This is a genomic window from Mycolicibacterium arcueilense (genome assembly GCF_058536225.1).
In genome coordinates this window covers 102,865-116,910 of record NZ_JBZTYL010000005.1, presented here as the reverse complement: position 1 = coordinate 116,910, position 14,046 = coordinate 102,865, and the positions used below count along the sequence as shown (strand labels likewise).

The following is a 14,046-nucleotide window of genomic DNA, read 5'->3' as shown; positions in this document are numbered from 1 at the left end:
GTCACAAGATGGCACCCGAGGTGTACTTGGCGGCCTCCGGGTAGCGGCTGACCAGTTCATCGACGGCTGAGACGACGCCGTCGACCTGGGCACCGGCGGCTCCGGTGAAGGCCTGCTTGTCGGCCAGCGCGGCCTCCAGGGCCGCCCGGTCCAGCGGCAGCCGGGGGTCGGCGGCCAGGCGGTCGAGCAGGTCGGGCTCCTGCCCCTGCTCACGCATGGCCAAAGCGACGGCGACAGCGTGTTCCTTGATCACCTCGTGGGCGGTCTCGCGGCCCACCCCGGCCCGCACCGCGGCGATCAGGATGCGCGTGGTGGCCAGGAACGGCAGATAGCGGTCCAGCTCGCGCTGGATCACTGCCGGGTAGGCACCGAACTCGTCGAGCACTGTCAGGAACGTCTCGGTCTGCCCGTCGACGGCGAAGAACCCGTCGGGCAGCGCGACGCGACGCACCACCGAGCAGAACACGTCGCCCTCGTTCCACTGCGCACCGGCCAGCTCGGCGGCCATCGAGGCATAGCCGCGGAGCACCACCTGCAGACCGTTGACCCGCTCACACGACCTGGTGTTCATCTTGTGCGGCATGGCCGAGGAGCCGACCTGCCCGGGCGCGAAGCCCTCGGTGACCAGTTCGTGGCCGGCCATCAGCCGGATGGTGTGCGCCAGCGACGACGGGCCTGCGCCCACCTGCACCAGCGCCGAGAGCACGTCATGGTCCAGCGAGCGCGGGTAGACCTGCCCCACGCTGGTGAAAACGTCTGTGAATCCCAGGAACTGGGCGACTCGGCGCTCCAGTTCGGCCAGTTTCTCGGTGTCCCCGTCGAACAGGTCGAGCATGTCCTGGGCAGTGCCCATCGGCCCCTTGATGCCGCGCAGCGGGTAGCGGTCGATCAGCTCGCGCAGGCGGGTCAACGCCAGCAGGGTTTCTTCGGCCGCCGAGGCGAACCGCTTGCCCAGCGTGGTGGCCTGCGCCGCCACGTTGTGCGACCGGCCCGCCATGACCACGTCGCGGTAGACGACGGAGCGCTCGGCCAGCCGGGCGACGACGGCGACGCCGTGGGCGAACACCAACTCCAGGGAGCGACGGATCTGCAGCTGCTCGACGTTCTCGGTGAGGTCGCGGCTGGTCATGCCCTTGTGCACGTGCTCGTGGCCGGCCAGCGCGTTGAACTCCTCGATGCGCGCCTTGACGTCGTGGCGGGTGACCCGCTCGCGGGCCGCGATCGAGGCCAGGTCGACGTTCTCCAGGACCCGCTCGTAGTCGTCGACCACGCCGTCGGGCACCGGGACGCCCAGCTCGGCCTGCGCACGCAGCACGGCGAGCCAGAGTCGGCGTTCGGCGACGATCTTGGCCTCCGGCGACCAGATCGCGACCATTTCGTCGCTGGCGTAGCGATTGGCCAGAACATTCGGGATCGTCACGAACACACAGCTTACGGCCCGGGCCGGACCACCAATGAGACAGTGGACGGATGTACTTCGTCGGGCTCGACCTCGCGTGGGGCGAGAAGAATCAGACGGGGGTCGCTGTCATCGACTCCAGTGGCCGGGTCCTTCACGTCGGGGTGGCACAGGACGACGACGACATAGGCGCGGCGATCGAGCCCTACATCAGTGGTGACTGCCTGGTTGCCATCGATGCGCCGCTCATCGTCAACAACCCGACGGGCCACCGGCCGTGCGAGCGCGATCTCAACCGGGACTTCCAGCGGTTCGACGCCGGGGCGCGCCCGGCGTTCACCGAGCGGCCCGAGTTCAAGCATCCGCGCGGCGCGCGTATCGCGACGGCCCTGGGCCTCGACATGGATCCGTCGTCGCAGTCGAACCGGCGCGCCATCGAGGTGTATCCGCATCCGGCGAGCGTGGTGCTGTTCGGGCTCGACAAGACCTTGAAGTACAAGCGCGGCGCCTTCGGCGACCGGCAGCGGGAACTGCTCAGGCTGATGACGTACATCGAGGAGCTCGATACGGCGACGCCCAGGCTGCGCGCCAATCGCAATGTCAATTGGGTGGAGCTGCGGCGGCGGATCGAGGCGGCCACCCGGCCGGGCCAGCTCGACCGGGACGAGGATCCCGTCGACGCGATGCTCTGTGCCTACATCGCGCTGTACTGGTACGACCGCCCGGAGGATGTGACGATCTACGGCGACTTCGCCTCGGGGTACATCGTCACCCCGTCTCTGCCTGCTGATCGGCTTCCCCGGCCGCGGCCGGCCCCGGTACGTGAGACCGCTCCGTCGACGGCGGTCGCCGAGTACGCGTCGCGGCGCCCGGACCTGGTGGCCGCCACCGAGCAGTACCTCAAGCTGGTCACCGGGCTGCTCGACGAGGCGGGCATCAACTACCTGAGCATCACGGCTCGCACCAAGAGCATCGATTCGTTCGCCGCGAAAGCCAACCGACGCGCCGGCGACGGCACTCCGCTGTACAGCGATCCGTTGGTGGAGATCACCGATCAGGTGGGCCTGCGCGTCATCACCTACCTGCGTGAGGATGTCGACGCGGTGGCCAATCTGCTGGCCGAGGAGATGCGGCTGCTCGACGACCAGGACATGGGCCTGCAGACCGCCCGCCAGGGCCGGTGGGGGTATGCGAGCCGGCATCTGCTGTTCGGGGTCGAGGGCGAACAGTATCCGGCGTCCATCCAGGTCCGTACCGTCCTGCAGCATGCGTGGGCCGAGTTCGAACACGATGTGCGGTACAAGGGTTCGATACCGGCCGAGCACGTGAGTGAGCTGGACCGTCGGTTCACGTTGGCCGCCGGGCTACTGGAACTCGCCGACCGTGAGTTCACCGAGATCCGGGAACGCCTGCGGCTGACCATGTCCGAAGAGGAGGAGGCCGAGACTTCGGGGTTTTCCAGGGATTCCCGTATCCCTACTCCGGTGCTCGCCACCTATCTGGGCAATCGCTTCGCGGACGCCGGCTGGTCGCGGACCGACCACTACGCCTGGATCTCGGGGCTGCTGCTCGAGCTGGGCATTACCACGTTGGAAGCGCTTACCGGCCTTCTGGATTCGGTGGACACCGACGAGATCAACCGGCTCATGGACTACCGGTATCCGCCCGGCGCGGTGCGTCGCCTCGACGACGCGTTGTTGGCGGTGTTCGACGACCGCTACATCGGGCTGGACGGTAATGCCCACCGGGTCGCGTTGCTGCAGAACCGGATTGCGAAGCTGCGCACCGACTCCTAGGGCGCGTCGGCCAGATGGGTCGGGTCGGTGATGCCGGGCCCGGTGATACCCAGTTGGCGGTTGATCATCTTGGTGATCAAGAACAGCACCACGCCGGTGGCGACCAGTGCGAGCGCCAGCACGTACTGCACGGCCGGCCGGCCCGACGTCGGCAGCACCAGGTACAACGACGCGATGAAACCGATGACGGGCAGCACCGTCGGTGTCCTGAAATGCCCGCCGCCTTTCTTCACATCGCGGCGCAGCACCAGGACCGCGACATTGACCACCGAGAAGACCGCGAGCAGCAGCAACGAGGTGGTTCCGCCGAGGATCGCGACGGTGTCCCCGCTCGCGAACGCCGAGACGTAGAAGATCAGGCCGAACGCGATGAGCGTGGTGAAAACGATTGCCACCCACGGTGTATGGCGTTTCGGGTGCACCACGCCGAGCATCGGGGGCAATACGTGCTGCCGCGCCATGCCGTAGATCAGTCGGCTGGCCATCAGCATGTTGATCAATGCGGTGTTCGAGACCGCGAACATCGAGATGACGGGCAAGATGTTCGAGAACGGGAGCCCGGGCGCGGCGGCTTCCATGACCTTCACCAGCGGCGACGAGTCCGACTCGGCGAGCGTTCCGACCGGCACCAGCGCCACCGCGATGACGGCCACGACGACGTAGACGAGCCCGGCGATACCCAACCCGGTCAACAAGACCTTCGGGAAGATCCGCACCGGATCCTTCGTCTCCTCGGCCATGTTGACCGAGTCCTCGAATCCGACCATGGCGAAGAAGGCCAGCGACGTCGCGGCGGTGACTGCGATGAAGGCGTTCTTCTCCCCCGAGGTATCGAATGCGACGACGCGGGAGAAGTCGACGTCCACGCCGCTGACAATCGCCCAGAGCCCCACTGCGATCACGAGCACCAGGCCGGTGATCTCGATGAACGTCAGGACCACGTTGAGCTTGACGCTCTCACTGACCCCCCGCAGGTTGACTGCGGCGATCAGCGCCATGAACAGCAGCGCAAGGAGGATGACACCGATCACCTTCAAATGGGCGACGTTGTCGGTATAGAACTGCCCGAAGTTGACCTCTATCGCGTCGAAGAAGCTGATCGCAAAGAAGCGCGAAGCCGTTGAGGCCGAGGTGATTCCGGAACACATCACGATGAACGCCACCAGGAACGTCACAAAGTGGATGCCAAAAGCCTTGTGCGCGTAGAGCGCTGCGCCCGCCGCCTGCGGATACTTGGTGACCAGCTCGAGGTAGCTGAATGCGGTGATGGTGGCGATCAGGAACGCCGCGAGGAAGGGAAGCCAGGCTGCGCCGCCGACCTCCTTGGCGACCTGCCCGGTGAGCGCGTAGACACCGGTGCCGAGGATGTCACCGACGACGAACAGCAGTAGCAGGCCGGGTCCCATCACCCGCTTGAGCTGTGGTTGCGCCGCGGTTGCGGGTTGCGACATTCCCCCTCCTTCACCGGTCAGACGCGCACCGCCCGTTCATCGACGGGCGCCAATACGTCGATGACATCGATCAACGTGGCCCTGGCGCTGGCTCGGGGCCCCTCCCCTTCGTCGACCAACGATGCAACCACAGCTCCGTCGACGGCGCACACCAGGGCGGTGACCAGTTCGGCCCGCACCGAGCGGCCCGAGCGTTCCACCACCTCGACGACGGCGTCGGTGCGCTGCTGCAGGATGCGCCGTTGGATATCACGCAGTCCGGGCTGCCGGGCGCAGGCGATGTAGCGCTCGTAGCGCGAGATCAACTCCTCGGTACCACGCCGTTCCAGAGACTCCCCGAGCAACAAATCGACGAGGACGTCGGCGGTCGATTCGGCACCGCGACGCCGCCGCGAAAGTGCCGCCACACCGGCACTGAGATGTTCGGTTTCCTGGGTGCCGATGTACTCGACCGCCTTCGCGATGAGGTCGTCGAGTGAGGAGAAGTAGTACGTCGTCGAAGCCAACGGGAGGCCCGCCCGGCGGGCCACGGCGCGGTGCCGGACGGCGTCGAAGCCGCCCTCACAGAGCAATTCAGCGGCCGCCCTGACGAGGGCGTACCGCCGACGCTCCCCTTTAGGGGTGACCGCTGCCGTCACCTTTAGCATCGTGCCAGCCGGACCCCTTCCACATGGGGCTTTCGGTCAATCATCAGCCTTTACTCAGGTTTTGCTGACACGTCGGCTACCCCGCGAGAATGCCACTGGCCGATGCTTTTGGCGCGCGATGGCAAGATGGCCCGCATGCCCAACTTGAGTCGTCGCGCAGTCTTGCGCCTCGGCGTCGGTGCAGCCGCCGGCGCCGCCGGTGCCCTCGCCCTCGCCTCCGCCCCGGGTTCGGTGGCCAGCCCTGTCGTAGCCCCCACGATGACGAGCGGCTCGTTCACGTCGGCCGCACGTGGTGGGGCGAAAACCAACTGGGCGATCGCGCGCCCGCCGGGCCAGACCGGCAAACTCCGGCCGGTGATCGCCCTGCATGGCAAAGGCCAGGATGCGGCTGGTGTGATGGCCGGCGGAGTCGAGCAGGGCCTAGCCGAGGCCGTGGCCGCAGGATTGCCGCCCTTCGCTGTGGTTGCCGTCGACGGTGGTGGAAGTTACTGGCACAAGCGCGCATCCGGTGAGGACTCGGGCGCCATGGTGCTCGATGAACTCATTCCGATGCTCGGCGACCAGGGTCTTGACACCTCACGGGTGGGGTTCCTGGGCTGGTCGATGGGTGGCTACGGCGCGCTGCTGCTGGGTTCCCGGCTGGGGCCGGCCCGGACCGCCGCGATCTGCGCCGTCAGCCCCGCGCTGTGGACGTCGTCGGGTGCCGCAGCGCCCGGAGCTTTCGACAGCGCGGCGGATTACGCGGCCAACACTGTCTGGGGCCTGCCCGCGCTGGGATCGATTCCGATCCGGATCGATTGCGGCAACAGCGATCCGTTCTATTCGGCCACCAAGCAATTCATCTCTGAACTGCCCAATCCGCCGGCCGGTGGGTTCTCCCCCGGTGGGCACGACGGCAGCTTCTGGAGTTCGCAGCTGCCCGCCGAGATCTCGTGGATGGCACCGCTGCTGGTCGCCTGACCCCTAGATGCTGATCCGCCCCTCGGCGGCAGCCAGACCGATATCACTGCGGAAGTGGCTGCCCGGCAACCGGATCGACTTGGCAAGCGCATAGGCCGCATCGCGCGCGGCGGGCAGGTCCGCTCCGGTGCCGACCACCGAGAGCACCCGGCCGCCCGAAGACACCACCGCGCCGTCCTCGCGGCGCGCGGTGCCCGCATGCAGCACGCCGTCGGCTTCCGACCCCTGGATGACGTCGCCGACGCGCGGTCGGCCCGGATAGTTCTCTGCCGCCACCACGATGGTCACGGCGTAGCCGTCGCGCCACTGCAGGTCACCGAAGGAGGCGAGCTCACCGGTGGCCGCGGCGTTCAGCAGCTGCCCCAACGGCGAATCCAGCAGAGCCAGAACCGATTGCGTCTCCGGATCACCGAAGCGGCAGTTGAATTCCACCACCGAAGGACCGTTCGAGGTGATCGCCAGACCGGCGTAGAGCAGGCCAGAGAATGAGCTGCCCCGGGCAACCAGTTCTGCCGCAACGGGTTTGACGACGTCGTCGACGATCTGCGCTTTGACGGAGTCCGAAAGCCACGGCAGCGGCGCATAGGCGCCCATGCCACCGGTGTTGGGCCCGGTGTCTCCGTCCCCGACCCGCTTGAAGTCCTGCGCCGGCAGCAACGGCACCACCGTGGCGCCGTCGACCACACAGAACAGGGACACCTCCGGGCCGTCCAGGAACGACTCCAGCAGTACCGGGTGTCCCGAATCGAGCAGGCTGGCGGCATGCGCCCGGGCGGCATCGCGATCGGCGCTGACCACCACTCCCTTACCGGCAGCCAGGCCGTCGTCCTTGACCACCCAGGCGGCCTGGCCGGCCGGGGGCCCGAAGCGGTCGAGCGCGGCGTCAAGGTGGGCTGGGTTGTCGACGATCTCGCTGGTCGCGGTCCACACCCCCGCGGCTGCCATGACGTCCTTGGCGAACGCCTTGGAGCCCTCGATGCGCGAGGCGTCCTTACTCGCGCCGAAGCAGGCGATCCCGGCGGCCCGCACGGCGTCGGCCACGCCGAGCACCAGCGGAACCTCGGGGCCGATCACCACCAGGTCGCTGCCGAGGCGCTGGGCCAGCTTCACCACAGCCTCGCCGGAGGTGATGTCGACGTCGTACTGGTCTGCAATGGACTGGGTTCCGGCGTTGCCGGGGGCCACCGCCAACTCCTCCACCTGCGGGTCGCGGCGCAGGGCCAGCAGCAGGGCGTGTTCACGGGCTCCGGATCCGATAACGAGGACGCGCACGGTCGTAGCGTAGCGGGAAACCTACGGGCATACACTTGACGCCACGGTGTATGGTCGACAGCAGGAATGTGCCCGCCGTCACACAAGGAGATGACCCCGGCATGACAACGATGAGCGCCTGTCCGTTCGGCGCCGGCTATGACTTCACCGATCCCGACGTCCTGCTCCGCGGAATCCCGGTCGAGGAGTTCGCCCAACTGCGCCAGACGGCGCCGGTGTGGTGGAACGAGCAGGGCGAATCGATCTTCAACGACGGCGGCTACTGGGTGATCACCCGCCACGAGGACATCAAGACCATTTCCCGTAACGGTGGCGACCTGTGGTCCACCAACGCCAAGGGCGCCGTGATGCGGCTGCCCGAGGGGGTCACCAGCGAGCAGCTCGATCTGACCAAGGCGCTGCTGATCAATCACGACGCGCCCGAGCACACCCGGCTGCGCAAGATCGTGTCCCGCCTGTTCACCCCGCGGGCCGTCGCCGCACTGGAGGAGAAGCTCGCCGTCTCCGCACGCGAGATCGTCGCCGCCGCGGCGGAGAAGGGCAGCGGCAATTTCGTCGACGACGTCGCAATGAGCCTGCCGCTGCAGGCCATCGCCGACCTGATCGGTGTACCCGAGGCGGACCGGGAGAAGTTGTTCCACTGGAGCAACGCGATCATGAACACCGATGACCCGGACTTCGACGCCGATCCGACGATGGCCAACGCAGAACTGATGGGCTACGCCTACAACATGGCCGAGGAGCGACGGAAGTGCCCGGCCGACGACATCGTGACGCGTCTCATCCAGGCTGATATCGATGGGGAGGCGATCACCGAGGTGGAGTTCGCGTTCTTCGTGATCCTGCTCGCCGTGGCCGGCAACGAGACCACCCGCAACGCCATGACGCACGGCATGAACGCCTTCCTCGAAAACCCCGACCAGTGGGAGCTTTTCAAGCGGGAACGTCCCGAGACCGCGGTCGACGAGATCATCCGCTGGGCCACGCCGGTGCACTGTTTCCAGCGGACCGCCCTGTCCGACGTCCAGGTGGGCGACGTCACCGTCAAGGCCGGGCAACGCGTCGGCCTGTTCTACAGCTCGGCCAATTACGACGAATCGGTCTTCGACAAGCCCTTCGATTTCAACATCCTGCGCAACCCCAACCCGCACCTGGCTTTCGGCGGCAACGGCGCGCATTTCTGCATCGGTGCCAACCTGGCGCGCATGGAGATCAAGTTGATTTTCAACGAGATCGCCGATCAGATCCCCGACATCGCCAAACTGGGTGAGCCCCAACGTCTCCGGTCGGGATGGATCAACGGGGTCAAGGATCTGCCGGTCTCCTACCGCAGGTGATCAGCTGTCTGTTCTAGGATTCGCCCATGCGTACGCACGGGTGGTCCGGCTCCGCGCCGGCCAGCGACGAGGAGGCGATTGCCCGCATCCTCGTCGCTGCGGGCAACGCCATTGATGAGCGGGGCGCCGACTTCTCCATCGCCGACGTGGCGCGCACCCTGGGTGTCACCCGCCAAACCGTGTACCGCTATTTCCCCAGCACCGACGCCTTGCTGGTGGCATCTGCCGTGCATGCGGCCAGCGATTTCCTGGACCGGGTGGCCGCCCACGTGCAGGGAGTCACCGACCCGGTTGAGGCAGTCGCCGAAGGTATCGCCATTGCGCTCGACTGGCTCCCCAAGGACAAGCGCATCGGTTTGCTGGTCGCTCCCGGTCGCGCGGACGTGCACACCGAGTCGGTGACCTCGGATGTCGCGGTCGACTTTGCCCGCGCGCTGCTGCGCAAGTTCGACGTCGACTGGGCCGGCCTCGGTTACACCGACGCCGAGCTCGATGAGCTCGCCGAGCACCTGCTGCGGATCATTCAGTCCTTCGTCATCGATCCGGGGCGTCCTCCGCGCACCGGCGAGGCGCTGCGCAGCTACCTGCGCCGGTGGGTCGGCTCGGCCGTGGTGGCCGGGAAAATGGCGCCCGAAACACCGGCCGCCGGGCGTTAGCCGGGTTGACACGTCAACGTCGTTCGAAGTGCTGGTAGTCGATCGGGTCATGCCAGTGCCCACCCCACCGCCAACCGCGCTCGGCAAAGGTCCGCACCACGACGTCACCGTCGCGGATCATCCCCTGATCGGTTCGGGTGCGGTCCAGGTACGCCCGCGCGGTGACCGGCTGCAGGTCGCCGGAGGCCGAGATGTACGGGTTCATCAGGGGGTTGACGTCGACCGCGCGGCCGTAGGCGTGCAGCGACCACGACCCGCTCGGCAACGGCCGGCAATTGAACGCCGACGTGTTGTTGTCCTCCATGGACAGCTCGTCGTCGGCGCGAGGATAGCGGTCCACCGTGCGCATCTTCTCGATCGGGAATCGAGCGGAGTACAGCTCCCCGAAGATCCCGATCACGTCGCTGACCGCATCACGATGTACCACCAACTCACCTCTGTGCGATCGGCCGTCGAAACCGAGATAGGACAGGGTGATCCGACGGAGGTCAGCCGGCGGTACCGGGCATCCCGGCCGCCAGCTGGCACCCAGCGCGGCCTCGTCCACCGGTTGCACCCGCGCGGGTTGCTGCGCCACCGAACTGTGCGGCGCGGAGGTGGGGGTCCTCGGCGCGGTGACCGAATCCGGCGCACCACCGGCGCAGGCTGCCGTGCACCCTGTGAACATCACCACCAGGGCACATACGCGGACCGTTGCGATGCCCACCCTGCGACTCTAGATCGCGGAGATGGCAGGCCCGAGTCGCCCGGGGCGGAATCAGCGCTCAAGGTGGGGTTTGCCGGGATTTAGACTTGAACCCTCGACTCAGCCGGGGCGGTGAAGTATGTGGGCACTAGACGCCTTTTACACGACGTGGTCGCAAGCGCGCGCCACGTTCGGTGAGGGTGCGCAAGACCGACGACCGACTTGCCAAGCAGCGAGATTGCGTTGATGGGCACGAAAGTCACGACACCCCTGCGTGCGATGTTGATTTCCCTATCGCTCGTCCTGTGCCTGACGAGCTGTGACCTGGTCAGGCAGGCGTTGAGACCTTCGATGGATGTCGACTACAACGACCAGAAGCTAAACGATGGCTTGGAAAGCCTTCTTCACAACAAAAAGCAGGGCCGCCTCAGCGACTTCACCAGTTGGGATTGGGACGAGGTGCATCTGTTCCACGAATACTCCAACCGTGACTTCATCGAGGAAACCGTCGGCGCGCCGGTGATCAAGAATGATTTCTACGATTCCAAGGCCAGCCTGCTGATCTTCGAACTCAACGGAAAACCGGTCAAGGCGGCCGGAATCAGCGGCGATTACGTACGCGGTGAGAATTTCCGGGAGACCTGGCCGGCCGACGTGATGCTGCGACCGGATGGCGGCGGCTATCTGACACTGACATTGCCTGCCAACTAGCAGCCAACCGATGAACCACCAGAGACGGCGCCCGCATTGAACCGCACATTCGCAGTTGTGCTCTGCGGCCTCACATTGCTGGCCGCAGCCTGCACTAGGGACTCGTCGGAATCACAATCACCGCACCCGACTGAGTTTGAGCCAGCTGTGGTTTCAGTCGAAGACGTGCGAAGTATTTCTGGAATCCACGAATTTCAAGAAAGACCCGAAGCTGATCGAACAGCACCTGAGGCGTTCCCGGACATACCCACACCGTGCCTCGCCGTGTACGACCAGCCGACCGTGTTCGGCACGGACTGGACACAGTTCCGGCGTGTGGTCTACCGCGCCACGATTGATGCTCCCTTGATACCGCCGGTCGTGGACGTCGCCCAGACGATCGCCGTCTATCCGGATGAAGCCCACGCGCAAGCCACTTTCGATCGCCTCCAGAATGCGGTGCCACGGTGCGCGGCAGCCAAAGTCGATTACTTCAGCAAGACCCCGCAGCGGCCGGATTCTTCGACCCTGCTGTTCGACGGTGATGAGTCCAGCGCCATATATCGCGTCGCACAATCAACCGTGATCCACCTGTCCGCAATTGGCCCATTCAACACTGCCGATGTAACACTCAAGATCGCCGATCAACTCACAAGTCCTGGACACCGACAATGAACTTCAGTCCGATGAGATGCATACTCGCCCTCGCGATTACCGCCGTTACGCTGTTAATGACGGTTGCCTGCGCTTCACCTGGTGACCCAGTCGGCCGCGCTGTTGGCTCCCGTGACGAGACCTCGCCGACACCCGAATTAGTAAAGCAGGCAACCGAATTCGGCGGCATCGCGACACCGACCGGCGCGGAGGTGCTGCAAGCCCACGTCGACGGCGCGATGGACACCAGATACCAACTGGTTCTGAAGATGCCATCCTCCGACCTGCCTACGCTTCTGACGGAGTCGCACTTCACTGAGCCGCTCACCCGGGTCTATCCCCCCTTCGAACCGATCATCGCCGGCCCGGACCTGGTGGGCTCTCCTTCGGTGGTCAGTGCGCATGACCGCTATCGCAACCCTGTGGGTAAGTCGGTGTTTCGCACGGTCATCGTCGACGAGCGCGAGCCCAACGTCCGCTTCGTCCATCTGAACATGAACACCACCTAGTCAATGAGCTCAAGGACGATGAAGGATCTCCTGATTCTCCCGTTGCCCAGTCGCAGTACCGCGCCCGTCAAGGCGGTCGAGGTCACTGCAACTCGCCAAGGGAATTGTCAAGCCATGGGACGGTGGGTTGCTGATGCAGACCGTTCCCCCGGCGAGGGTTCGTCGTACATTGGCGGCAAAATCCAACGCACTCGCCGGTGTCCGTCGGCTCTAAACTGATCACGGGCGATGAGGGGAGGCCAGTGCATGGGTGCCATGGATGCGTTCAACTCGACGTGGTCGCAAGCCCGGGAAACATTCGGCGCCGGCACGCCGCAGGACGGCTCTGAATTCGGCGACGGCAGTCGGCTCCGTCAAATGCAGTCAACGATCCAGTCCGCAGCACCCGACGACCGCTGGCAGGGCACCGCCTCCCAGGCTTACGCCGCCAAGAACGCCGAGCATGCCGCCGTCTACGGCAAGCTCGCGGACCTGGACCAGCGGATGGCTACCGAAGTCAATCGGGCGGCCGGGGTGGTCACAGCCGGTCGGCAGAACCTCGAACAAACCCAGAGGTGGGTGTCGAGCATGGCGGAGTCAATCCCGCCCGGCAAGTCCGCCGAGACAATGCGGATGATCCTCGCTAGCAAGGGCATCGGCCAGATCAGCGATGTCATCAAACAGTCCAACGATCAAATGAGCACGATCGGTGAGCGAATTCGTGGCATCGGCCGCGAATATGACACGATCAGTGACGAGGGCAAGGACAAAGCCGAACCCGAATCGACGCAGCTCAGCGACGACGAGAAGAAGCCGGACTCGTTGCCCGCGACGACGTTCGACCTCAGCGACATCAGACAGCTGCCGCCGTATGATCCCGAAAACCCGAAAACGTTCGGCCCACGCGGATACCGCGAGCTCGTCCCGAATTCGGGCACGTGGGTGCCTGATCCCACGAGTCCGGACTACCGGCCCACACCCGTTCAGGCACCATTGGACTTCAACGACATCGTGTACAAACCGCCGTACGTCCCTGGTCAGCCGAGCACCTATGGTCCGTCCGGATACACCGAACTCGTACCTGGTTCAGGCACCTGGGTACCGACTCCGGGCGGCCCGATGTGGCCGACCGACCCTCCGGAGGCGCCTGTCGACCTCACCAAGATCGATTACCGACCGCCGTACGTCTCTGGTGACCCCAGCACCTACGGCCAGTTCGGATACACCGAACTCGTGCCCAACGGAGGCGCCTGGATACCTGACCCGCGTGTGGGGCCTGCCAGGTAAACGCCTGACTACCCTCGGACTGCAGTGACCGCCTTGGTCAGCAGGTCCGGAAGCAAGGGCTCCGGTTGGAAGTCCGGAGCCATGCGGGCCACCACCTCGACGTAGGTGCGGCCGTCCAGAATTGCGACGTAGTGATATTCGACGCCGCCAACGTAGATGACCTTCAGGCCGTAGGTGGTCGCAAGATCGATGGTCGGTGCGGGGAGTCGCTCGACCGTCCCATCGGGAATCGCACCTTCCACCTCAAACGTCATCCGGTCGCAATCCGTCGACGGGATGGGAGCCGGGACCGAGACCGGAGTGGTCACACCGACACCGAGTAGCGGCGGCTGCGGACCACCCGCGCCGATGCCCGCTTTGTCGGCATCGCTACCGGCGTCGACCGGGTCGAGCAGCGCTCGACACGCTGGTGGATCTACGCTTAATGGCTTGCCAGAGGACACCATATCGCCGACCAGGTAGGCCCACTTGGAGCCCACCTTGCTCGGCCCGGACATTTCGGGCGTGAGCCCGGGCGGAAAGTCGTCCTTCAAATCGGCCAGCCGTGCCAGGTCGACCGGATGCGGTGAGGCGCTGGCGGTCTCGACTGATGAACCGGACGGCGAGGTGTCTGTGGGCGAGCAGCCGGCCAACGACGCAGCCAGGACCACCAACACACTCACCAATCCGTGCCCACACGCTCTCAGCATTGCCCCAGCCTAAGCCCGGAGCTCAGCTCGCACAT

14 protein-coding genes are annotated in these 14,046 nt (G+C 65.7%); 8 read left to right on the top strand and 6 right to left on the bottom strand.

The features are described 5' to 3' along the window. Position 1 precedes the first annotated feature (1 nt). A complete protein-coding gene (purB, locus tag AC4LGL_RS01515; protein WP_491837306.1) occupies positions 2 to 1,420 on the bottom strand; it encodes an adenylosuccinate lyase in 1,419 nt (472 codons plus the stop codon). 50 nt (positions 1,421 to 1,470) lie between these two features. Between purB and relZ the strand changes: the two genes are divergently transcribed. Beyond that, on the top strand, positions 1,471 to 3,195 hold the full coding sequence (gene relZ / locus AC4LGL_RS01510; RefSeq protein ID WP_491837305.1) for a bifunctional ribonuclease/(p)ppGpp synthase: 1,725 nt from the start codon (positions 1,471 to 1,473) through the stop codon (positions 3,193 to 3,195). Here relZ and AC4LGL_RS01505 read toward each other — a convergent pair. Both AC4LGL_RS01505 and AC4LGL_RS01500 read right to left on the bottom strand, forming a co-directional pair. Then, on the bottom strand, positions 3,192 to 4,646 hold the full coding sequence (locus tag AC4LGL_RS01505; RefSeq protein WP_491837304.1) for an APC family permease: 1,455 nt from the start codon (positions 4,644 to 4,646) through the stop codon (positions 3,192 to 3,194). The two genes, relZ and AC4LGL_RS01505, sit on opposite strands and share 4 nt — an antisense overlap. A gap of 17 nt (positions 4,647 to 4,663) precedes the next feature. Next, complete coding sequence (locus AC4LGL_RS01500; RefSeq protein WP_491837303.1) at positions 4,664 to 5,293, bottom strand: TetR/AcrR family transcriptional regulator; 630 nt, start codon at positions 5,291 to 5,293, stop codon at positions 4,664 to 4,666. Positions 5,294 to 5,419: 126 nt separating this feature from the next. On the opposite strand from AC4LGL_RS01500, the gene AC4LGL_RS01495 reads away from it, so the two are divergent. Beyond that, the gene (locus AC4LGL_RS01495; protein WP_491837555.1) at positions 5,420 to 6,253 is read left to right on the top strand and encodes an alpha/beta hydrolase; all 834 of its coding nucleotides are present in this window, start codon (positions 5,420 to 5,422) and stop codon (positions 6,251 to 6,253) included. 3 nt (positions 6,254 to 6,256) lie between these two features. On the opposite strand, the gene purD is transcribed toward AC4LGL_RS01495, so the two are convergent. Next, entirely contained in the window at positions 6,257 to 7,525 is a 1,269-nt protein-coding gene (gene purD / locus AC4LGL_RS01490) for a phosphoribosylamine--glycine ligase (protein WP_491837302.1), read from the bottom strand. 101 nt (positions 7,526 to 7,626) lie between these two features. Here purD and AC4LGL_RS01485 point away from each other — a divergent pair, with 101 nt between their 5' ends. Together AC4LGL_RS01485 and AC4LGL_RS01480 are read left to right on the top strand one after the other, a co-directional pair. Continuing rightward, complete coding sequence (locus AC4LGL_RS01485; RefSeq protein ID WP_491837301.1) at positions 7,627 to 8,862, top strand: cytochrome P450; 1,236 nt, start codon at positions 7,627 to 7,629, stop codon at positions 8,860 to 8,862. Between the two features lie 26 nt (positions 8,863 to 8,888). Continuing rightward, positions 8,889 to 9,518: a TetR/AcrR family transcriptional regulator gene (locus AC4LGL_RS01480; protein WP_491837300.1), complete on the top strand. Its 630-nt coding sequence runs from the start codon at positions 8,889 to 8,891 to the stop codon at positions 9,516 to 9,518. 13 nt (positions 9,519 to 9,531) lie between these two features. On the opposite strand, the gene AC4LGL_RS01475 is transcribed toward AC4LGL_RS01480, so the two are convergent. Next, complete coding sequence (locus AC4LGL_RS01475; protein WP_491837299.1) at positions 9,532 to 10,224, bottom strand: M15 family metallopeptidase; 693 nt, start codon at positions 10,222 to 10,224, stop codon at positions 9,532 to 9,534. Positions 10,225 to 10,449: 225 nt separating this feature from the next. On the opposite strand from AC4LGL_RS01475, the gene AC4LGL_RS01470 reads away from it, so the two are divergent. From AC4LGL_RS01470 to AC4LGL_RS01455, 4 genes are all read left to right on the top strand, one after another. Next, on the top strand, positions 10,450 to 10,914 hold the full coding sequence (locus tag AC4LGL_RS01470) for a hypothetical protein (protein ID WP_491837298.1): 465 nt from the start codon (positions 10,450 to 10,452) through the stop codon (positions 10,912 to 10,914). Between the two features lie 57 nt (positions 10,915 to 10,971). Then, positions 10,972 to 11,568, top strand: coding sequence for a sensor domain-containing protein (locus AC4LGL_RS01465; protein ID WP_491837554.1), 597 nt, complete (start codon positions 10,972 to 10,974; stop codon positions 11,566 to 11,568). Further along, positions 11,565 to 12,056: a hypothetical protein gene (locus AC4LGL_RS01460; protein WP_491837297.1), complete on the top strand. Its 492-nt coding sequence runs from the start codon at positions 11,565 to 11,567 to the stop codon at positions 12,054 to 12,056. Before AC4LGL_RS01465 ends, AC4LGL_RS01460 begins: the two co-directional genes overlap by 4 nt. 246 nt (positions 12,057 to 12,302) lie before the next feature. Next, positions 12,303 to 13,322 (top strand): EspA/EspE family type VII secretion system effector, encoded by a 1,020-nt coding sequence (locus AC4LGL_RS01455; protein WP_491837296.1) that lies wholly within the window; start codon positions 12,303 to 12,305, stop codon positions 13,320 to 13,322. A gap of 8 nt (positions 13,323 to 13,330) precedes the next feature. On the opposite strand, the gene AC4LGL_RS01450 is transcribed toward AC4LGL_RS01455, so the two are convergent. Then, a complete protein-coding gene (locus tag AC4LGL_RS01450; RefSeq protein ID WP_491837295.1) occupies positions 13,331 to 14,011 on the bottom strand; it encodes a DUF5642 family protein in 681 nt (226 codons plus the stop codon). Positions 14,012 to 14,046: the final 35 nt, after the last annotated feature.

Excerpts from the sequence above, each read along its gene's own strand:
- relZ (WP_491837305.1), top strand. The coding sequence starts at position 1,471 with ATGTACTTCGTCGGGCTCGACCTCGCGTGGGGCGAGAAGAATCAGACG.
- AC4LGL_RS01505 (WP_491837304.1), bottom strand. The coding sequence starts at position 4,646 with ATGTCGCAACCCGCAACCGCGGCGCAACCACAGCTCAAGCGGGTGATG.
- AC4LGL_RS01500 (WP_491837303.1), bottom strand. The coding sequence starts at position 5,293 with ATGCTAAAGGTGACGGCAGCGGTCACCCCTAAAGGGGAGCGTCGGCGG.
- AC4LGL_RS01495 (WP_491837555.1), top strand. The coding sequence starts at position 5,420 with ATGGCCCGCATGCCCAACTTGAGTCGTCGCGCAGTCTTGCGCCTCGGC.
- AC4LGL_RS01485 (WP_491837301.1), top strand. The coding sequence starts at position 7,627 with ATGACAACGATGAGCGCCTGTCCGTTCGGCGCCGGCTATGACTTCACC.
- AC4LGL_RS01480 (WP_491837300.1), top strand. The coding sequence starts at position 8,889 with ATGCGTACGCACGGGTGGTCCGGCTCCGCGCCGGCCAGCGACGAGGAG.
- AC4LGL_RS01470 (WP_491837298.1), top strand. The coding sequence starts at position 10,450 with ATGGGCACGAAAGTCACGACACCCCTGCGTGCGATGTTGATTTCCCTA.
- AC4LGL_RS01460 (WP_491837297.1), top strand. The coding sequence starts at position 11,565 with ATGAACTTCAGTCCGATGAGATGCATACTCGCCCTCGCGATTACCGCC.
- AC4LGL_RS01455 (WP_491837296.1), top strand. The coding sequence starts at position 12,303 with ATGGGTGCCATGGATGCGTTCAACTCGACGTGGTCGCAAGCCCGGGAA.
- AC4LGL_RS01450 (WP_491837295.1), bottom strand. The coding sequence starts at position 14,011 with ATGCTGAGAGCGTGTGGGCACGGATTGGTGAGTGTGTTGGTGGTCCTG.